The organism is Maribacter sp. Asnod1-A12, from assembly GCF_045063735.1.
Taxonomy (GTDB): Bacteria; Bacteroidota; Bacteroidia; order Flavobacteriales; family Flavobacteriaceae; genus Maribacter.
The window spans coordinates 2,189,875-2,212,500 of the sequence record NZ_JBEFNZ010000006.1 but is presented as its reverse complement, the minus strand read 5'-3'; the positions used below and the strand labels follow the sequence as shown (position 1 = coordinate 2,212,500).

Here is a 22,626-nt window from a genome sequence, read left to right as displayed (position 1 = left end):
ATCTCTCGAGCGCCTTAGAATACTCATCCCAACCACCTGTGTCGGTTTACGGTACGGGCTGCTTCACTCGCTTTTCTTGGAAGTCGATATGCTGGATTATCACCTTGACCGTGGTCTCGGTGTACTATCGGGGTATTACTACTCCCTTCAACGTACAATTCCGTCTGTACGCACCAACTTCTCGCCTCCGTCACTTTTAGCGTGAGCAGGTACAGAAATATTAATCTGTTGTCCATCCACTATCCCCTTCGGGTTCGCGTTAGGTCCCGACTGACCCCCAGCTGATTAGCATAGCTGGGGAAACCTTGGTCTTTCGGCGTGCGGGTTTCTCGCCCGCATTATCGTTACTTATGCCTACATTTTCGTTTGTAATCGCTCCAGCATCCCTCGCAGGTACACCTTCGACGCAATTACAATGCTCCCCTACCCCTCATATAAATATGAAGTCACAGCTTCGGTGATATACTTATGCCCGATTATTATCCATGCGGAATCGCTCGACCAGTGAGCTGTTACGCACTCTTTAAATGAATGGCTGCTTCCAAGCCAACATCCTGGCTGTCAATGCAATTCCACCGCGTTATATCAACTTAGTATATACTTTGGGACCTTAGCCGGTGATCTGGGTTCTTTCCCTCTCGGACATGGACCTTAGCACCCATGCCCTCACTGCGCAGAAACATTTTATAGCATTCGGAGTTTGTCAGGAATTGGTAGGCGGTGAAGCCCCCGCATCCAATCAGTAGCTCTACCTCTATAAAACTATCTACACGCTGCACCTAAATGCATTTCGGGGAGTACGAGCTATTTCCGAGCTTGATTGGCCTTTCACCCCTACCCACAGGTCATCCCAAGACTTTTCAACGTCAACGGGTTCGGTCCTCCACTATGTGTTACCACAGCTTCAACCTGCCCATGGGTAGATCGCACGGTTTCGCGTCTACTACTACTAACTATGGTCGCCCTATTCAGACTCGCTTTCGCTACGGCTCCGGACCTGAAGTCCTTAACCTTGCTAGTAAAAGTAACTCGTAGGCTCATTATGCAAAAGGCACGCCGTCACCCATATGGGCTCCGACCGCTTGTAAGCGTATGGTTTCAGGATCTATTTCACTCCGTTATTCACGGTTCTTTTCACCTTTCCCTCACGGTACTGGTTCACTATCGGTCTCTCAGGAGTATTTAGTCTTGGCGGATGGTCCCGCCGGATTCATACAGGGTTTCACGTGCCCCGCACTACTCAGGATACCACTATCTAAATGTTCTTTACCTATACGGGACTATCACCCTCTATGGTCGCTATTTCCAAAGCGTTCTAGTTCATTACACCTCGAATGTCGTGGTCCTACAACCCCGCACATGCCGGAACATGTACGGTTTGGACTAATCCGATTTCGCTCGCCGCTACTATCGGAATCACTTTTGTTTTCTCCTCCTCCGGGTACTTAGATGTTTCAGTTCCCCGGGTTTACTTCTCTTACGAGATAACATATCTTCAATATGCTGGGTTGCCCCATTCGGATATCTACGGATCATATCGTGTGTGCCGATCCCCGTAGCTTTTCGCAGCTTATCACGTCCTTCATCGCCTCTGAGAGCCTAGGCATTCCCCATACGCCCTTTTCCAGCTTGTCGCTAGATCTTTAATCTATTCTATCTTATTCGTACTCTTTACTTAATAAAGATTCGTGTTTCTTTCTTTTTTAGTCGATAATACATTAAAAACGTATTACCTCCTGTTCCAATATGTCAATGAACTTTGTCGTGAGCCACGACAGGCAATTAAATACCTATCTTTCTCATCTGCGATACTTAGAGATAAAACAAATCATCCCTGGGCATCGCCCAGTGGAGAATATCGGAGTCGAACCGATGACCTCCTGCGTGCAAGGCAGGCGCTCTAGCCAGCTGAGCTAATCCCCCATTGTATAAGTCGGCAGTTGCCACTTTACAGTTGACAGGTAGCACAACTTCTAAAATTTCCTTCAATATTTCAATATATGAACGTATCGCCTATCTCTAAACGAATTTCTTGTTTGTAGTCCCAGGCAGACTCGAACTGCCGACCTCTACATTATCAGTGTAGCGCTCTAACCAGCTGAGCTATGGGACTGTCCCTACTCCTTCCTTTTAGTATAAATACCTTTTCGGAAAAAGCAATTACTTATATATCATAATTATGGAGATTATTTTTTTCGAACAATTCTTAAGGGAAAAACATTATTAAATCAAAAGACCGGGACCGTTATTCCGATTCTTTACTTCGTCAGGGACCGTCCTTAAAGGACAATCTCTAGAAAGGAGGTGTTCCAGCCGCACCTTCCGGTACGGCTACCTTGTTACGACTTAGCCCTAGTTACCGATCTTGCCCTAGGCCGCTCCTTACGGTGACGGACTTCAGGCACTCCCGGCTTCCATGGCTTGACGGGCGGTGTGTACAAGGCCCGGGAACGTATTCACCGGATCATGGCTGATATCCGATTACTAGCGATTCCAGCTTCACGGGGTCGAGTTGCAGACCCCGATCCGAACTGTGATAGGTTTTATAGATTCGCTCCGCCTTGCGACGTGGCTGCTCTCTGTACCTACCATTGTAGCACGTGTGTGGCCCAGGACGTAAGGGCCGTGATGATTTGACGTCATCCCCACCTTCCTCACGGTTTGCACCGGCAGTCCCGTTAGAGTCCCCATCATGACATGCTGGCAACTAACGGTAGGGGTTGCGCTCGTTATAGGACTTAACCTGACACCTCACGGCACGAGCTGACGACAACCATGCAGCACCTTGCAAATTGCCCGAAGGAAAATCTATCTCTAGACCTGTCAATATGCATTTAAGCCCTGGTAAGGTTCCTCGCGTATCATCGAATTAAACCACATGCTCCACCGCTTGTGCGGGCCCCCGTCAATTCCTTTGAGTTTCATTCTTGCGAACGTACTCCCCAGGTGGGATACTTATCACTTTCGCTTGGCCGCCCAAGACTCAAGGCCTCGGACAGCTAGTATCCATCGTTTACGGCGTGGACTACCAGGGTATCTAATCCTGTTCGCTCCCCACGCTTTCGTCCATCAGCGTCAGTATATGGTTAGTCACCTGCCTTCGCAATCGGTGTTCTATGTAATATCTATGCATTTCACCGCTACACTACATATTCCGGCAACTTCACCATAACTCAAGACCAACAGTATCAAAGGCAATTTTACAGTTGAGCTGCAAACTTTCACCCCTGACTTATCAGCCCGCCTACGGACCCTTTAAACCCAATAATTCCGGATAACGCTCGGACCCTCCGTATTACCGCGGCTGCTGGCACGGAGTTAGCCGGTCCTTATTCTTACGGTACCGTCAGTAGAGTACACGTACTCTTTTTTCTTCCCGTATAAAAGCAGTTTACTACCCATAGGGCATTCTTCCTGCACGCGGCATGGCTGGATCAGAGTCTCCTCCATTGTCCAATATTCCTCACTGCTGCCTCCCGTAGGAGTCTGGTCCGTGTCTCAGTACCAGTGTGGGGGATCCCCCTCTCAGGGCCCCTACCCATCGTAGTCTTGGTAAGCCGTTACCTTACCAACAAACTAATGGGACGCATGGCCATCTTATACCGCCCGAAGGCTTTAACCGTATCCCGATGCCGGGTCACGGTACTACGGGGCATTAATCCAAGTTTCCCTGGGCTATTCCCCTGTACAAGGTAGGTTCCATACGCGGTGCGCACCCGTGCGCCGGTCGTCATCTTGTGCAAGCACAAATGTTACCCCTCGACTTGCATGTGTTAGGCCTGCCGCTAGCGTTCATCCTGAGCCAGGATCAAACTCTTCATCGTTGTTTTGTAAATATTCGTCCCAACGAAGTCTAAATCAATCCCGGCCCCGACTCTCGATTCAATTCCTTATATATACCTTGCGATATACCAAATTGTATGTTTCCTTAATTCTTGTTCCTCTCGAACAGGTCCTCACCTGAACTCGATTCTTATCTCCACAATATTTCAATGAACTTCTATCCACTCAGCTCCGAATCTCTCGATTTCCTAGCCTCGTTTCCCTTAGGTGTTTCCCTAAGCGGCTGCAAATATACAACTGTTTTTTAACCTGACAACTTTTATCGAAAAAAATTATTTTCTTTTTTTCACCAAACCAAAACAACATACATAAGAACCTATTTCCTACTCCCGATTCCAAAATCATCTTCCTCGTTTGCGGGGTGCAAATGTACACACTATTATTAATTACACAACCATTTTTTAAAATAAAATTCACCAAACCAAAACAACATACATAAGAACCTATTTCCTACTCCCGATTCCAAAATCATCTTCCTCGTTTGCGGGGTGCAAATGTACACACTATTATTAATTACACAACCATTTTTTAAAATAAAAAACGAAAGTTTTTTCGCCAAAACATAACTGCATGGTTTTGATAGGGTTACTATGCCAATAAAATCATTAAAAGTTAAGATTTTGACAACCAATAAGTTAATCAAAAGCACTCTTTCAACACCCCTATTTTCAATGCATTACAGACTACAGTAAAAAGATTAAGAAAAGAAATTCCACACTAAACCAAAGCGTATAACAAAATCGCGGTATGGATAATTTGGTGCCGCATAATAGTCATACCCAGAAAAAGCGGCATTAAAGTGTTCCGCTTTCAAATAAACCCTGGTTTGTTTTATACGGGCATTAATAAAGAAATCCAATAAAGGATACCCACCTAACTCTTCTTTATTCTGTACATAGAACTCACCAAGTATAGGATTGTAACCATTCATATTATAACTGGAGAAATACTTAAATGTAATGCCAGTTTGCAGGTACATTGCTTTTTTAAATACATCTGAGGAAAAATACAGGGTATTTCTTGTTACCAACTGAGGCACATTTAATACTTGGGTATCTTGAGTTACATTCTGATACATAACGGTATTGTTCAATGCAAACTTACCCACCCTGAATTCTTTCTCATATTTAATTTTTAAATGAGAAACGGTATTGCCCTCTTGTAAAGGTTTTATGAATGCATTTTCCATATCATTGCCTATAGTAGCATTTGAAACCGGTGCGAAATAGGTATAGTTATCTAGATTGCTATACTTCACCATAAGATTACCCCATGTCTTAGAGAGTAACTCCCCCTTTAAACTACTGGCTCGTTCTTTTTCAAAAACATCGCTATTGTCCCAATTATAATTAAGATATTCACTTTGATATAATAAATAATTAAAATTCGGCAACCTACTAGATGTATGCAACGAGAATCTCAACTTATTATTCTCATTAATAATATATGAAGCATAAGCATTGAAAAGATTACCCGCCAATTGGCCCGAAAGATTATATTTCAAATTCGCACTGAAATCAAAACCGCCAATTCGCTTTTCATACTTACCTCCAATACCAATTTCAGTTCCATTTAACCTATTAGGAATAACAGTACCATCTTCATCTATAAACCTACTATCAAAGTAATAATCATAATTATACACATTTACACCACCTGTAAGCTTACCTAAGGTTCTATTATAAAATTCAGCATTTACTCCATTGTAAAATGTTTTTAAAACTGCCTTGTCATCAATAGTACTCAAAATAGCATCACCAAATAAAGTATCACTAGCTGTTTCTATAAACTGATAATACTTAGTTTCATATTCAAAAGTATGACCTATTGCCAAAGAGGTTTTTTCAAAACGAGTAGAATCTAATTGTTTTCGAACTAATTTATAGACATGATCCAAGTAATATCTTTTACCTAAAATTCTATTATCTGCATCATCTAAATAAACATCTACCGTTGGTCTATTAGTAAAATCCTCATCACCACTTTCGAACTGTATTTCTTTTTCAGACAATCCTCCGTTTTCTTCTGAAAAAATATTCTGTGCAGCAATATGAGCTCTTAAAGCGTACCTGCCATTTTTTGACAAATAATTTGTTGTAGTTATAAAATTTCCAGATTCTATTTGAGTATCATTGTACTTACCTAATGATCTAAAACCGGTATAACCTATAGAAAAATTCAACCTTCTAGAGGTATTGAATGCCAAGTTTGCATCTAAAAGCTGACCTTCTTCTAAAGTAGTTTTAAAGAACAATTCTGTTAATGGTGTAGCTACATTATAATAATTAATCTGCTCCTTTTCTAAATATTTAAGGTCTTTTGCTGTCGCACCTAAACTAGGGTAACCCGTTACCCTTTCGAAATCGACACCTAATGCATTATAGGCCTGACCAATATTTGAAAATGAAATCAATTCGAAATCATCTTTTCGCAGATAGTTGTACTTATACTCTTTCTCTATAGTAAGGGTAGTATCTAAAAAAGTGGTGTCTCTTTCAAAAGAAATGATTTTATAATCTTCAACAGTTAATACAATAGAATCATTTTTCAACTTATCTGTTGGATCTAACGGCTTTGTTTTCTTATCTACCAAAAGAGAATCACTTCTTTTTTCAGGTTTCCCTTTTACATCTTGCCCTAAGATTATGGAAGTAGTTAGACACAATAAAACTAGAGTTATATATTTCATGAAGCTTCGTTACCCTTGCAAAGTTAATTTTTTTGTTGCTAAGTAAATGTGAAAGTTTAGTTGACTTTGACAGCACTTAGATAAACATTTGACAAAATAATCTTAAATTTTAACTGTAGTCATTATATATTAAAGAAATATTTTTCAGATTTTTATAAAAAAATGTTAATGAAAGTACTATTTTTTATTGTATTTGCTTTTTTAATGATCACATCAACCAATGCGCAATTCAATGAGAATGCGCCTTGGATGGAGGAATTAAATGACAGGCAACAAACCTCTAAATCCTCTGTAGACTCATATTCTTTATATGAAATTTCTAAAGCTTTTAATGAATATTGGAGCGATAAAGATTATTCTAAAAAAGGTAGTGGCTTCAAACCTTATAAAAGATGGGAGAATTATTGGAGCTATTATATTGATAAAAACGGAAATTTACCGACCTCGAACCAACTATGGCAATCTTGGAGAGACAAACAAGACCCTATTGGTAAAGAAATAAACCCAACTGCAAATTGGAACGCAATTGGTCCATTTACTCACGATACATACTCTGGCGCACTTTCTGGGCAAGGTCGTGTAAATGCTATTTCCGTCGACCCTAACAATGAAAATATTTGGTACATAGGGGCACCTGCAGGGGGTATCTGGAAGTCAACAGATGGTGGCTCATCATGGGTTAATTTATTCGATGATTTTCCTCAAATAGGAGTTTCTGGTATCGCCATAGACCCTAACAATTCTCAAGTTATTTATATAGCAACAGGAGATGATGATGCTGCCGATTCTTATAGCGTTGGGGTTTTTAAATCTACAGACGGCGGAAACAGCTGGAATGAAACAGGTTTGAACCCAAGCACTTCGAATATTAATTTATTGATGAACGAAATTACCATTGACCCTTCTGACTCTAATACTATTTGGGTTGGCACTAGCGTTGGTCTCCAAAAATCTACAGATGGCGGTACAACTTGGGACATAAAAAGAAATGGCAATATTCAAGATTTTAAACTTAAACCTAATGACCCCAATACTATTTACGCAGTAACATCTGATACTTTTCTGAAATCAACTGATGGTGGAAACACCTTTGTAGAAATAAATGATGGCATACCTGAAAGTTCAGGTAGATTAGTTATTGGAACAAGTGAAGCTAATCCTGCCGGGGTATATCTTCTTCGGGCATTAACAGGAGGTAATAGTTTTGCATTTGGAGGGGTATACAAATCTTTAGACAGTGGTGAATCATTTACAAAAACAGCAAGTGAACAAGATATTTTTGAATCGAACCAAGCTTGGTTCGACCTTGCTATTGAAGTTTCTCCTACCAATTTCAATGAAATATATACTGGGTGTTTAAACGTTTGGAGAAGTACTAATGGTGGAGATTCTTTTGTAAGAATCAACAGATGGAATGTTAGTGATCAAGGATATACCCACGCTGATATACACACTATTAAAATATTTAACAACAAAGTATACGTAGGTAGTGATGGCGGTATCTATATGTCAGAAAATAGCGGAAGTACTTTTACTGATTTCACTGCTGGTATTTCTATAAGTCAATTTTACAGAATATCTGTTGCTAAAAATGATTCAGGGAAAATTACAGGTGGTTTACAAGACAATGCTGGATTTATTCGTGACCAAGAACAATGGAATGTATTCACTGGTGGTGATGGCATGGATTATGAGATTGACCCAAACAACAGTAGTCTCGTTTATGGCTTTGTTCAATTTGGCAGTAGTCTTTTTATTTCCTCAGATTCCGGCCAGTCTGTCGGCGTAGTGGGAGCCCCTACCGACTCTAATGGAAACACAGTACAAGGAAACTGGATAACACCTTTAGCTATAAGCTCTGACGGTTCGGTTTATGCCGGTTTTGATGCATTATACAAATTAGAAAACAACCAATGGTCTAAAATTTCTTCTTCGATTGGCACAGGTAATATCGATGATTTAGAGATAGACCCACAAAATCCTGAAACTATTTTTGCTGCAGAAAGTAACATTCTATATAGAAGTAGAAATGGTGGTGTAACTTTTAGTTTGATCCAAATAATGGATTCTGAAATTTCTGACTTGGCTATAAATTCTAATGACAGTAACATTATATATGTCACCACTTCTGATAGAGTAGGGATCGCACAGACCGACCAACCTTCTGAAAGAGGAGTTTTCAAGGTTACTATTGGAGAAACAGAAACAATTTCTGAAAACTTAACATCTAATATACCCACAAATCAAGCGTTTTTCTCAATCGCCCACCAAGGCAGACATACAGATAACCCAATTTATGTCGGTACAAGTTTAGGTGTTTACAGATTAGATGATTCATTAACGGAATGGGAAGAATATTATACCAACTTACCAAATGTTGCCATTAGTGATATTGAAATAAACTTGGATGGAGAAAAAATTATAGCTTCTACATATGGTAGAGGTGTTTGGGAATCTTCTATACCAGTACAAATTCCTGATGAAGAAATTAGACTAGTTTCGATAACGCCAAATTCAAATGAGGTACTTTGTAATGATTTCATACCAACCGCAACTATAGAAAATCAAGGAATAAATCCTATAACAAGCGTAGACATTGAATACTCTATAAATGAAAATTCCACACAAACCTTTACATGGACAGGAAATTTATTAAGTAACGAGGTTATCACAATTGAGCTACCAATAGAGACTTCTATTAATTTTGGAACTTCTTCCATTGCATTGTCGGCTAGTTCAGAAAATGACACCTATAATGATAATAATACCTTAGAAAACAGATTCTTTCAAAATGAATCGGGTACAGGAGGAGCAGTTAACACCTTTGAAACAGAAGAAGAATCTCTAATCTCATATAACGATGGCAATGACGAAAGTGTATGGCAGAAAGGCATACCAACAGGTTCAAAATTGAACACCACAACTTCTGGATCCAATGTTTACGGAACTAATCTAAGCGGTGACCATCCAAATAGTACAAAAGCCATTTTATTAAGTAACTGCTATGATATGACTAACATAATAGCTCCGGTTCTAAAATTCAATATGGCTTACGAACTTGAATTGAATTTTGACATTGTTTACGTTGAATATTCAATTGATGGTGGTACTAGCTGGGAAATTTTAGGTAGTATTGACAGCGAACCTAATTGGTACAATAGCAATAGAACCAATGCACTATCTGAAGAAGCTGACGATTGTCAAAATTGCCCTGGTGCACAATGGACAGGTGAAAATACAGAAATGACCGAATACTCATATGATTTCAATATAAATGCCGCCAATGGAGAACAAAATCTTACAGGAGAAACTAATGTAATTTTTAGAATCGTATTTCAATCAGACCCTGCCGTAACCGAAGAGGGAGTTATAATAGATGATTTAGTAGTTGATGGGCTACCTGATGATGATGATGACGATAATGATGGTGTTTTAGACACTGTTGACAACTGTCCTTCTATCGCTAACGCAGACCAATTAGACACCGATAATGATGGTGAAGGAGATGTTTGTGACATCGATGACGATAATGATGGTATTATAGACACTGAAGACAATTGCCCTTTAATCGCAAATGCAAATCAGGAAGATGATGATAATGATGGTATTGGGAACCTTTGCGACAATGACAGTGATAATGATGGTGTACCAAATGATATAGATTTATGTAATGACACCCCTAGTGGCACTATTGTTAATACAGAAGGTTGTGAAGTTTTTTCTTTACCCAATACCAATTTCCAAATTCAAACCACCGGTGAGTCATGCAGCTCAAGTAATAATGGAAGTATATCTATTACAGCCGCAAATACCACATTTATTTATAATGCAACACTTTCGACAGTAGATAATAATTTTAGTGCCAACTTTACCGAAGCGACCACTTTTTCTGATTTATCTGCAGGCAGCTATCATTTATGTATTACCGTAGAAGAACAACCTGGTTATGAGTCATGCTTTGATTTAATAATTTCTGAACCAGAAGCGTTAACGGTATCTGCTAAAATAAATTCATTGAATAATGAAGTTACTTTAAACATGTCTGGAGGGGAGTTATATACCATTTTCTTAAATGACAAAATGTATTCTACCACAGCTAAAGAAATTACGTTACCATTAGAAGATACATCAACACTGATTTCCGTTAAAACAGGTTTAGATTGTCAAGGTGTTTTCAATAAGAAAGTTATGCTAAGCGATGAGTTATTCATTTACCCTAACCCTATTGAGGGTGGTGATTTAACTATTTACCTTGGATCCGACACATTGCCTGAAGTTACGATTTCATTATTTAATGTTAATGGCATCAGTGTTTTATCAAAAAAAATAAAACCTATTAACAATGAAATTAAATTAGGTGTTGATGGTCTGGCTACCGGCGTTTATTTACTAAATATAAAGTCAGGAAATACTCTTTCCAATTATAAAATTATAAGAAAATGAAATTAATTAAGTATACCATATTTATAGCTTTCGTGCACACATTGCTTATTTCGTGTGGTGGTTCAGATAACGAATCACCTGTTGATCCTGTGACACCGGAAGTTACAGCTCCAGATGCTACAAATTTAATTTTCCCAGAAAATAATACAGAGTGTAATGAAGGGGCTATAGATGCTAATGACGAAACCAAAAGTACTGTAACCTTTCAATGGTCAATATCTGACAATACAGATTCTTATGAAATTAAAGTTAAAAATCTTGAAACGGGCAGTATAACTACCGCTACCTCTAATACGAATCAAAGTGATATTAAAATTAATAGAGGCACACCATATGAATGGTATATAATTTCTCTTGCAAATGGTACGACAATTACAGCAACTAGCGAAACTTGGACATTTTACAACCAAGGACCAGGAATAGAAAATTACGCACCTTTTCCTGCTGTAGCGATTAGTCCGCAAAGAGGCTCAACAATAACGAGCTCAAATACCATAATTTTAGAATGGTCTACATCAGATGTAGATGACGATATTGTTTCTTATGAAGTATTTTTTGATACTACAGAAATACCCTTAATATCTTTAGGCGACACAACTGAATCTTTTATAGAAGCTAATATCACCACAGGTAGTACATATTATTGGAAAGTGATAACTAAAGATTCTTTTGACAACACTTCAAATTCAGAGCTGTTCGAATTTCGTGTAGAGTAATATATAAAAATTAAAAAAGCCAAAGATGCAATTGCTCCTTTGGCTTTAACCTATAACTTATTATACATTATAACGAATTAAAATAATTCAAAAAGCTTATTACATCTTTCTCTTGCCTAAGGTTTAATTTATTATTTTTTATATAAATTTTCATTTCTTCTTTTTTTGAACCGGTAAATTCTAAAATCTGGTTCTTAGTCAATCGAACCTTCACTGCATGATTTTCACCATCAGGGTTAGTCTCATCCAATAAATAATAAGAACTATTCCATACATATGTTGGCGGGGAATATTTTTCGTATGAGGTACTAGGACTACGAGCCTGTTTCAGCAAAGCCTCTGGTTTAAATAACAACTTTAATTTACCTTCGTTCAAATCTGTAAAATAACTAGTTTTTATAGATTTATCAGTATCGATATAAGTAAATATCTTATACCTCTTACCCCCTATTTCAACATGTATATAAACACGCTTTAAAAGGGAATAATAAGAATCTTCAGAAATGTCATCTAAAATCTCTACCTCATTTCTATATGCATTGTAGCGCATTTTTCCAATCTCTTCTACTTTACCGTTAACTATAACTTCACCATGTATAAACTCTTCATTTAAATAAGGCGAACCCTTAGCTTTAGTAGGTGCGATTTCTGTGCTACTAGTAACAAAATTTACAATACCCTCTTCTGGTATTGGCGAATATGCATTTTGTGCATTTAAGTTATTATAAGCAAAACTTATAATGGATAATATTGTAAAAGTTCTAAAAATATTAATCATGAATTTTATTTTCAATTTAATTGTTTATTTCTATAATAAGCTTTAAAATAGTGTTATTAAAAACTTAAAATGATTTAGATTAAGGTATTCCATTATCAAGAAAATTTAATGCAGCATTATCGAAATTATAATGATAAGATCTCCAATAAAAACCATTACCTGTAAATTCCCAAACTACCTCACCATCATTAGTTACTTCTATAAAACCAGATGACCCAGAGGTTATTAATGTATTTCCATTATCTAAACGCACCGCACCAGACACTCTTGGCGCATACAGATTGTCTCTAGTATAACTCCATACCACATTTAATTCGTTGTTTGCATTTGCCGCTAAATTGAAACTGGTCGGTATACTTAATTCATAGACAATAGACTGCTCTGATTCGCCATTGCCATTTACAAAAATTAAAATATTACCATTACCCGGAACATCGTTTTCTAAAATATTAGGAAAGTGATTATTGTAAAACAGCCGCTCACCCGCTGTGTTTTGATAAGCTGCCGGATTACCGAATCTATATACAAGATCTCCTCCCTTTCCGTAAGTTCCTCCAGTACTAGATTTTGCTTGCTCTGTTGTTGTGCTATGATCAATAACCCATACTTCGCTAAAGTAATTTATTGACAAATAAATCAGATCATTCTCCTCATCATAGTCAAACCCATTAGCATGCATTATATCGCCGTCTGGTATTGCTGTCTCCCTAAGAACATCTATATAGTTAATATCAATTAATTCTGGATGATTACTAACAACGCCAAAATGCAACTTAGAATCATCGGAATCTTGTATGATGTGATCCCAAGAGTCCCAAAGCCAAACTATTTCATTAGTGTTTGGATCTATTTCTATTATTGACTCTGTATAAATAATTTCCTCTTCACCTAAATAACCTATGGAATCTAACTCTTGTCCACTTCTCAAATTCCATACAATTGCTAAAACATTTCCATTTGGCAACATTTCAACATCATGGTGTATTATATGCTCATCATTAGCATAAATAAACTCCCAATCCACAGTACTATCCGGATCAATAAGTTGAATAATTCCGCCGAAACCGCCAAAACTAAAATCTGGAGAATCAATACCCAATGACGCCAATAATTTTCCATTAGACAATAGCTCAACATCATTACCAAGACCATATTGCAATTGCCATTCGTGTATTATCAATGCCGAATCTTTCTCCATTAAATAAACACGATCATCAGCAGATTCGTTTACTAAAACAAGGCCTTCTTTTGAAAGTTGACTTTCACGCAATAAGATTTGACCTGTTTCTCCTTCTATAGGATATAGTATGTCAATCGGCACATTAGGTAATATTTCTTCTTCAACGACCTCCTCTTCCAAATCTTTTTCTTCTTCAATAATTGTAGCATCATCTGAAGAACAAGCTACTAAAAACAACATACAAAATAGACCGATAAATCTCATTAAAAATGTGTCTTTCATATTTAAATTATTAGTAGTTAAAAGTAAATTAAGTTCAAAAAAAAATCAGGCTAAATTACTTCAGCCTGATTTTCATAAACAAAATAATGATAAACCCTATATCATTATTGATTTATACAAAATTCTTTAGCTTCAGATTCACCAAATGCTCCACCGCCTTCAAGAACGTTTAATATAGAACATGTAATTGTATAACCACCGACAATAGTACCATCGCTTTGACCATCACCGTATGCATCGAAAATAGTAAATGTATAACAGCCATCTTCTAAAAATACATCTTGCGTATAAGTATCACCTCCAGTAAGATTTACAAAAGGACCATCTGATGCTACAACATTACCATCTGCGTCTGTAATTTCCCAAGTAGTTTCAGCTCCCCAAGTATCGGTTACAACAGTAACAACAACGTCATTACAAATAATCTCTTTGAAGTATTCAACCTCTAAACTATCAAAATATGTAACACCGTCTGCAGGTGCTGTTAAATCTACCAAAAGAGTATAAACAATACCATCTTCTAAAGGATCGAAATTTAAAGCAACGTTTAGAACACCACTATATTCACCAGCAGGTATGGTTATACTTCCTAATGCATAGTTAGAAGAATCACCTACTGTAGCTTCATTAACGGTTACATCAAATGTTCTATCTGATGTAGAAACCGTGGTTACATTTACAGGTACTTCTATATCTAAACCTTCTGTAGGTACTGATACATTGTATTCTGTTGTTGCAAAAGAAATAGCTGTTTGGCCATTTTCTTTATCAAATACTATTGACTCCTCTTCACAAGAGACAAAAGCAAATAGTACAGCTATAATTAATATATATTTTTTCATAATTTATTTTTTTTAGTAACCAGGGTTCTGAACCATATTTTGATTAGCATTGATTTCTGCAATTGGAATAGGTAACTGAAATCTAAAATTGTCAGCATCCAATACAGGGAACTCAGGTGGTGTACCAGTACCATCAATAATATCTCCCATAGTAGAACGCATAACCGGTTCTCCACGACGCTTTAAATCAAAAAATCTATGACCTTCAAAAGCAAGTTCAACTCTTCTTTCGAATTGAATGGCATCTTCTAGTGCTGTACCGGTTTCGCCACCATCATAAGAAACATATCTTAAATCTCTTAATTCATTTAGCGTCGATAATGCATCTTGACCTAACTCAAACTGTGCTTCGGCCTTGTTTAACAAAACTTCGGCAGCTCTCATTACCTTAATATCAACACGACCATTAACTTCACCTACTTCACCTAAGAACTTAGAAATCGCATTATACTGGTTACCACTGTTTTCACCGATGTAAGAAATCTTATCCAATCTCAAATCGTTTTCATCATAAGAATTAAACAAATCAAAATCAAAAGCAAATTCCAATACATCAGAAGCAGTTGTTTGGCTATATAAAACCCCAACATTATTACCTGTACTTTCTACAGATGTGTTAATTGCTAATTTAATTACTAAACCAGCTTCACTAACATCAGTATAAACATCTTCTAAATCATCGGCTGTTGCTAAAGCAGTACTTACTTGATCAGCAGCATCTATAGCTAATTGATAATCACCATTATAAAGGTAAACTCTAGAAAGAAGACCATAAACACCATCTGCATTTAATTTTCCTTCTCCATTTTCACCAATTAAAAGACTTGCTCTTTCTAAATCGCCGATTATTTCAGCAAAATTACTAGCAACAGTTTCCCTTACAGGTTCTGCAAATGGATCTTCTGTGTCACCATCTTCAACTTTAAGATAAACCACACCTAAAGAAGTATTTGCATCTGTTGATTGAGTAGGTATTTTTCCATAAACCCTAACCAAATCAAAATGAGCCCAAGCTCTAATAGCTAATGCTTGACCTAAGATATTATTCTTATCATCACCATCGGCTAAATTATCTATTTGATCAATAATTAGGTTAGCAACATTTACTGCTTCGTAACCTTCACTCCAATACAAATCAATTACACCGGCAGTACTTGCAACATATCTATAATCATAATACGTGCTATTCGACAATCTACCAGTTTGTACTTGAACTACATTATCTGAAAGAATATCTGGAATACCCTGCATACCAGATGCGGTAGCAGAATAATAGTTCCATAATTGTCTATACGCGCCATCAACACCATTTTGAAATGCTGAAACACTAGTAAAAAATGTTTCTGGATTACCTTCTACAAAAGGTTGTAATTCATTCAACTCATCATCGCAGGACATAAAGAACCCGAACGAAAATAAAAGAACTAATAATTTTATGTTATTTTTCATTTCTATCTTTTTTTTATTTTTAAAACCCTACTTCTACTCCAAAAGTATAAGACCTTGTGTTTGGATAGCTAAATAGGTTGAACGAACCTGCTACGAAACCATTATCACCCGGTTCACCTGATTCTGCAGAACCTAAACCAACTTCAGGGTCACCATTAAAATCAGTAATAGTAAATAAATTTTGACCTGACACGAAGAATCTTAACGAATTCAAACCTATACCATCAATTAAATTTCTAGGCATATTATAATCTAATGAAAGAGTACGTAATCTTAAATAATCACCTTTTTCCAAGAATCTTGTTGAAGTCTGATCAGCCGTACTTTCAAATAATGGGCTAGGCAAAACATCTGTATCACCAGGTTGTTTCCAGTAATTGAAAGCTTCCACTCTTTGGTTACTAGCTATATTACCGATTGAAATACCTGAAGAACGTTGAAAGTTGTAAATGTAATTTCCTCCCTTATAAACAAAATCACCTCTAAGACCGAAACCTTTGTAAGAGAATGCAGTATAAAAACCACCTTCGAAATCAGCTATAGGAGATTTACCCTCTTGTATCTGCTGAAAGCTATCACTAAATTCTTCTGTCACATTACCATCTAAGTCATAATACAACGGTGCACCATTTGCTGGATTAACACCTGCATACTCTACTGCGTAATAAGAGTTGATTTCTTCGCCAACACGTAAAATATTATCACCAAAAGTACCTGTAATGATATCTTCATCATCAACCAATTCAACTACTTCGTTATCTATAAAGGTAATATTACCACCAAGTGTCCATTTAAAATTCTGAGTTCTAATAACATCTCCACTTAAAGAAATTTCAATACCAGAATTTTGAACCTCACCAATGTTCGACGCAATAGAATTGTCTTCATCACCAACGGTATAAGAAATAGGTCGGTCTAACAATAGGTCTTTAGAGTTTTTCTTAAAATAATCAACAACACCGTTTAAACGATTGTTAAACAATCCAAATTCAACACCAATATCAAATATCGCTTGAGATTCCCATTGTATCTGTGGGTTACCTACACCTACAGGTAATGCTGTTGTTTGCCCGTTGTATGTGTTTTCGAAGTCTAATAAGTTCAAATATTGAAAATCATCTATGTTTTGGTTACCAGAAGTACCGTAAGAAGCTCTAAGCTTTAAAGTATTGAAAATTGAATTTTCCATAAAGCTTTCATTAGCAATATTCCATGCTGCACTACCACTGTAGAAATATCCGAATTTATTATCAGATCCAAACCTAGAAGAACCATCTCTTCTTAAAGAACCAGAAACAATATACTTACCATCATAATCATAATCGGCAAATAAACCTTGAGAAAATAAAATTCTTCTAGACTCTGTACTAAATGCATCAGTTGGTTCTGCCGCAACAGCCAAATAAGGGATGTCTGGCGAAGGAAAACCTCTACCCGCAGTCAATAATTCGGTAGCAATATTCTCATTGTATTCTAATAAGAAACTTGCAGAAAAATTGTGAACACCATTAAATGTGTCGGCATAAGTAAAAACGTTATTCACGTTATATTCAAAATCAACATTTAATTCATCTGTCTGTGTTCCTGGGAAAGCAGCTGAACCTACTATTGAATTCAAAACACCACCAGAAATAGAACGACTAGTTCTATTATATCTGTTGCTAATTAAACCTACACTAAAGTTGTTTGAGAATTTATCACTAAAAGTCATACCTGCACTTAGGTTACCAATCAATAATAGATTTCTTGTATCTTCTGGTTCAGTAATTAAGGCATTTGCAACTGAAAAACCTGATCTTGTAGGATTGTACACATTATCACCTTGACTATCTGTAACCAATGACCCATCATCGTTCGTCAAAAATAAAGGCTCATAAGGGTTATAACTATACATTGCTCTAAATGGATTCTGAACATTGTTTCTATCCCTAGGTAAATCAGTAGTACTACGAGAAACTGACACATTAGCACCTATATTCAACCAATCTTTTGCTTGATAATTGGTATTTAAACGTGTAGAAATTCTTTCAAAACCATCAATATTCTCAATAATACCCGAATTCTTATCATAACCTAAAGACAAGAAATAAGTTAATTTTTCGTCTCCACCAGAAATCGAAAGATTGTTAGACTGAATTACAGAATTTCTCAAAAGTGCTTCTTGCCAATCTGTATCTAAAGCTATTAAACTTGCAAGTTCTGCAGGAGTAGAAACCGCACCAGGCAAAGTAGCAGCCGACGGAACACCTAAAGAAGCATATTGACGCTCCAACTCTAATTTTTGAGTTGCATTCATTACATCAAAATTATCAGGAATTTTTTCACCAAAACCATAAGATGAAGAAAACTTAATTTGAGCTTCACCAGCTTTACCCTTTTTAGTAGTAATCAAAACTACACCATTGGCACCACGAGATCCATATTTAGAAACTGTCGCCGCATCTTTTAATATTGAAAATGTCTCAATATCACTTGGATTCAAATTACTAATTGGGTTAAAATCTCTTTCTGTATCGATTGGAATTGGAACACCATCGATTACATACAAAGGAGTTGTTTGTGCGTTAATAGAACCTACACCTCTAATTTGTACGAAAGCAGTATTACCCGGCCTACCATTGGCAGCAGTAACTTGTACACCTGCCGCTTGACCTTGTAAAATGTTATCGATACTCGTTGAAGGTACAAATGCTTCAATCTTTTCAGCAGATACCGTAGATACCGCAGATGTAGAAAGCTCTTTTGACCTAGAACCATAACCCACAACAACAACCTCTTCTAATGCCTCTGCATCTTCTTCCAATTGTACGTTTATGGTATTGGACGCACCAACACTCATTGTCACTGTTTTTTGACCTAGGTAAGAAAATCTTAATTTTTCACCTGAATTTACATTAATGGCAAAGTTACCATCAAAATCTGTTTGAGATCCGTTCGTTGTTCCAACAACCACTACGGACACTCCCGGTAAAGGTAAACCGCTTTGATCGGTTACAACACCGGTCACTGTTTTTTCCTGTGCAAAGGAAAATGTCATGAAGAGCACCAACAAAGGTGTCAACATCCACGTCAACTTCTGTTTCATAAAATTTGTTTTTGAATTAGCTTGCGCCAAAAGTCCAAAAATTTGCTTAGTATTCCAAAAGCTATCTTAACTCTATCGTCCAATATGTTAAAAAAACGTTTAATATTATTTTTTTCTTTAAATAAATTAGATAATGCTGAATAAAAAATAATTTTTTAACAAAAATTCAATATTTAAAATTCAAAATTTTAAGTTAAAAAAAACATAATGCTTCTTAAATTTTACAAAAACATTAACGAAACTGGTACTGATGAGGCCGGCAGAGGCTGTTTAGCCGGTCCTGTAACCGCAGCAGCTATCATTTTGCCAGAATCTTTCGAAAACTCCATTTTAACAGATTCTAAGTTATTGTCTGAAAAAAAAAGAGAATTACTAGAGCCTATATTAAAGAACGAATGTGTTTGTTTTTCCATAGCACACATTCAACCGAATATTATAGATGAAATCAATATTTTAAATGCCTCTATTTTAGGTATGCATCATGCTATAAAATCATTATCTCAAATACCTAGTTATATTATTGTTGACGGAAACAGGTTTAAACCATATAAAAACGTACCTCATTCATGCATTATAAAGGGAGATTCAAAATACTTAAGCATTGCAGCAGCATCCGTTTTGGCAAAAACGGCCCGTGATGCCTATATGCTTAAATTACATGAAGAATACCCAATGTACAACTGGAAAAAGAATAAAGGGTATCCAACTAAAGAGCACAGAGCAGCCATTAAAAAATACGGACCTACCAAATATCATAGAATGAGTTTTAAGCTTTTGGCAGACAGCTAAAGTTTATTTTACAAATAGTATAACTTTGCACAAACTTTTCGCATGAGGCATACTTTAATATATGCAGTAATAATTTTTGTCAGCATATCTTGTACATCTAAAAAACAATCCGAAAATTCTATCTTGGATTTAGTTCCCACTAATGCCAGCTTAGTTTTTAAAATAAACGATTTTGAAACTCTTAACAACGAGCTTTCCTCTAATGAGATTTTTAGCTCTCTTGAATCGCAAAAACCATTTGCCGATATAAAAAAGATTTTGAATCCTCTCAATAAGCTTTCCAACAAGTCAAAAGGACTATTAGCCCTATCCACAGATAGCACTCAAATACAGTACACTTACATATCAAGCGATAGCATACTTATTCGCAATTTGGATAGTGTTAACAACAAAAGTATAGAGACCATTAATTATAATGATGTTATCATCAAAAAATATGAAATTGAAAAAGATATTTTTTATACCACTTATCTAAAGAAATATTGGCTTTTAAGTTCCTCCCAAACTTTATTACAAGATGTAATCTATACTATTGAAAATCCTATCAAAAATGAATCCCTACAACAATTTTACGACGTTTCAAACAATGATAAAGTTGTCAATATATGGTTAAATGTAGAGGATACTGAATTTCTTTTTAAAGAATTGCTTTCTGATAACCAAGGTATTTCAAATTTAGCAAGTTGGGTATCCTTAGACTTAACTTTAAACGATACCGAAATTTTATTAAACGGTGTGGCTACATCAAATTTAGATAAACATCTTTTTCTCAACCTCTTCAAAAAAACAAAACCAATTGTAAACAAAATATGGAGCATGACCCCAAGCGATGCAAACAATATAACTTCCTTTGGATTTGATGATTACAAAAAATACACTAATAATAAAACGCTCGGAAATTACCCTGCCACCAACTTAGATTCATTACTTAATACCGTAGAGGAAATTGGGATAAGCGAGTATAAGAATGAAAATGTTTTGTTATTGAGAACATATGGCACCGCCACCCTCCTTGACTATATTAACGAAGAAAAAATATCATCTGAAGAATTTAGCAGTAATGAAATTTGGACCCTAAAACCTAATATTGAAATTTTTGCTCCGTTAACCCCTTTAATCGGAAATCATTCGTTTGAATATGCCAGTATTATTGAAAACACTTTTCTCTTTTCTAAATCTAAGAGCACACTAGAATCTGTCATCACCAAAATTAAAACCGGAGATACTTTTGAAAAAACTACTTTATTTAAAAATGCTAAAAACAAACTTACCTCATCTTCAAGTATATTATCTATTTCAAATTTAAAAGGCTTTGTCTCCATTTTGAAAGAATCAGCATATAATACTTTAAGTAACTCATTTGAAAATAGTAAACTAGACGATTATGTTTTCGGTTCTCAAATAATTGCTGATGCAGGATTCTTTCACGTGAATTATTTAATCAAAAAAAACACAAAAGAAGAGGAAGAAAATTCCGTCTCGTCTGCTTTTAAAGTAGAATTTGATTCTGAGTTGGTGACCTTGCCCCAGTTTGTAACCAACCATAGTTCAGGTAAAAAAGAAATCATAGTACAAGACCAAGAAAATATTCTGTATTTAATTTCTACTAGCGGTAAAATTCTATGGAAAAAACAACTAAACGGAACTGTTCAAGGTAAAATTCAACAGGTTGACCTCTTTAAAAACGGGAAACTACAGTTTGCTTTTACTACAAATAATGAATTCTTGATTTTGGATAGAAATGGCATGGAAGTAGACCCATTTACTAAAAAATATTCTGGTGGCAATTTAAATCCTTTAGCTGTGTTTGACTATGAAGGACGTAAAAACTACAGATTAGTGGTCACCCAAGGTAAAAAGGTTTACATGTATAACAGTAAAGGTGACATTGTCAAAGGCTTTACCTACAATTCTGCAGAAGCCAATATTCTTGATGCCCCACAACACTTTAGAATTGGAAAAAGAGATTACCTGGTTTTTAAACTTGACAATGGTCAATTAAAAATTACGAATAGGGTTGGCAAAACACGAGTTAACGTAAAAGATAAATTCTCTTTCTCTGACAATGAAATAAGGCTTTATCAAAACAAGTTCACTTTCACTTCTATTGATGGTATTCTATATCAAGTTGATTCTCAAGGAAAGATAACCTCAAGTAATTTATATTTGACTAAAGACCATGGTATGGATGCTACTTCGAGAACATTGGCTCTCATGAATGATAATACGTTACAAATTCGTGATAAGAAAATCGAGCTTGAACTAGGGGTATACTCCAAACCCACCATTTTTTATCTTAATGATAAAATTTATGTTTCGGTAACCGATATACAAAATCAAAAAATATATCTGTTCGATAGTCAGTCTGAGCCGATTCCTAATTTTCCAATATTTGGAAGCTCGGCAATTGATATGGCTGATATAAATTCAAATAAAAAACCAGAGTTTGTATTTAAAGATCAGGATAACAGTATTAAGGTTTTTAAAATACGTTAATACACTTGAAAATTGAATTCATAAATCTTTATTT

General features: G+C 36.1%; 10 protein-coding genes, 2 tRNA genes and 2 rRNA genes (1 of these 14 only partly in view). 4 read left to right on the top strand and 10 right to left on the bottom strand.

All coding sequences use genetic code 11. The features are described 5' to 3' along the window. From ACJJVP_RS09400 to ACJJVP_RS09380, 5 genes are all read right to left on the bottom strand, one after another. Positions 1-1,636 (bottom strand): 23S ribosomal RNA (locus ACJJVP_RS09400); it reaches 1,194 nt to the left of the window's first position. Positions 1,637-1,849: 213 nt separating this feature from the next. Then, positions 1,850-1,923: transfer RNA gene (locus tag ACJJVP_RS09395), tRNA-Ala, on the bottom strand. Between the two features lie 116 nt (positions 1,924-2,039). Then, positions 2,040-2,113: transfer RNA gene (locus ACJJVP_RS09390), tRNA-Ile, on the bottom strand. 184 nt (positions 2,114-2,297) lie between these two features. Continuing rightward, positions 2,298-3,824, bottom strand: a 16S ribosomal RNA gene (locus ACJJVP_RS09385). Together the 16S and 23S rRNA genes with 2 tRNA genes alongside form the textbook arrangement of a ribosomal RNA operon. Before the next feature lie 716 nt (positions 3,825-4,540). Continuing rightward, positions 4,541-6,532 carry a putative porin gene (locus ACJJVP_RS09380; RefSeq protein WP_405413069.1) on the bottom strand — a complete coding sequence of 664 codons (1,992 nt, stop codon included), beginning with the start codon at positions 6,530-6,532 and terminating at the stop codon, positions 4,541-4,543. 168 nt (positions 6,533-6,700) lie between these two features. Between ACJJVP_RS09380 and ACJJVP_RS09375 the strand changes: the two genes are divergently transcribed. After that, positions 6,701-10,975, top strand: coding sequence for a thrombospondin type 3 repeat-containing protein (locus ACJJVP_RS09375; protein ID WP_405413067.1), 4,275 nt, complete (start codon positions 6,701-6,703; stop codon positions 10,973-10,975). Continuing rightward, a complete protein-coding gene (locus ACJJVP_RS09370) occupies positions 10,972-11,691 on the top strand; it encodes a hypothetical protein (protein ID WP_405413065.1) in 720 nt (239 codons plus the stop codon). The genes ACJJVP_RS09375 and ACJJVP_RS09370 overlap by 4 nt, the downstream gene beginning before the upstream one ends. A 67-nt stretch (positions 11,692-11,758) precedes the next feature. On the opposite strand, the gene ACJJVP_RS09365 is transcribed toward ACJJVP_RS09370, so the two are convergent. The 5 genes from ACJJVP_RS09365 to ACJJVP_RS09345 form a co-directional block, all read right to left on the bottom strand. Then, positions 11,759-12,469: a hypothetical protein gene (locus ACJJVP_RS09365; protein WP_405413062.1), complete on the bottom strand. Its 711-nt coding sequence runs from the start codon at positions 12,467-12,469 to the stop codon at positions 11,759-11,761. Between the two features lie 79 nt (positions 12,470-12,548). Then, positions 12,549-13,931, bottom strand: a complete 1,383-nt coding sequence (locus tag ACJJVP_RS09360; protein ID WP_405413059.1) for an aryl-sulfate sulfotransferase — start codon at positions 13,929-13,931, stop codon at positions 12,549-12,551. Positions 13,932-14,035: 104 nt separating this feature from the next. Then, positions 14,036-14,773 carry a DUF1735 domain-containing protein gene (locus tag ACJJVP_RS09355; protein ID WP_405413056.1) on the bottom strand — a complete coding sequence of 246 codons (738 nt, stop codon included), beginning with the start codon at positions 14,771-14,773 and terminating at the stop codon, positions 14,036-14,038. Between the two features lie 12 nt (positions 14,774-14,785). Then, positions 14,786-16,222 carry a RagB/SusD family nutrient uptake outer membrane protein gene (locus tag ACJJVP_RS09350; protein ID WP_405413053.1) on the bottom strand — a complete coding sequence of 479 codons (1,437 nt, stop codon included), beginning with the start codon at positions 16,220-16,222 and terminating at the stop codon, positions 14,786-14,788. Between the two features lie 19 nt (positions 16,223-16,241). Continuing rightward, positions 16,242-19,307 (bottom strand): SusC/RagA family TonB-linked outer membrane protein, encoded by a 3,066-nt coding sequence (locus ACJJVP_RS09345; RefSeq protein WP_405413051.1) that lies wholly within the window; start codon positions 19,305-19,307, stop codon positions 16,242-16,244. 207 nt (positions 19,308-19,514) lie between these two features. Between ACJJVP_RS09345 and ACJJVP_RS09340 the strand changes: the two genes are divergently transcribed. Together ACJJVP_RS09340 and ACJJVP_RS09335 are read left to right on the top strand one after the other, a co-directional pair. After that, positions 19,515-20,096: a ribonuclease HII gene (locus ACJJVP_RS09340; RefSeq protein WP_405413049.1), complete on the top strand. Its 582-nt coding sequence runs from the start codon at positions 19,515-19,517 to the stop codon at positions 20,094-20,096. A gap of 123 nt (positions 20,097-20,219) precedes the next feature. After that, positions 20,220-22,592 (top strand): ribonuclease HII, encoded by a 2,373-nt coding sequence (locus ACJJVP_RS09335; RefSeq protein ID WP_405413047.1) that lies wholly within the window; start codon positions 20,220-20,222, stop codon positions 22,590-22,592. Positions 22,593-22,626: the final 34 nt, after the last annotated feature.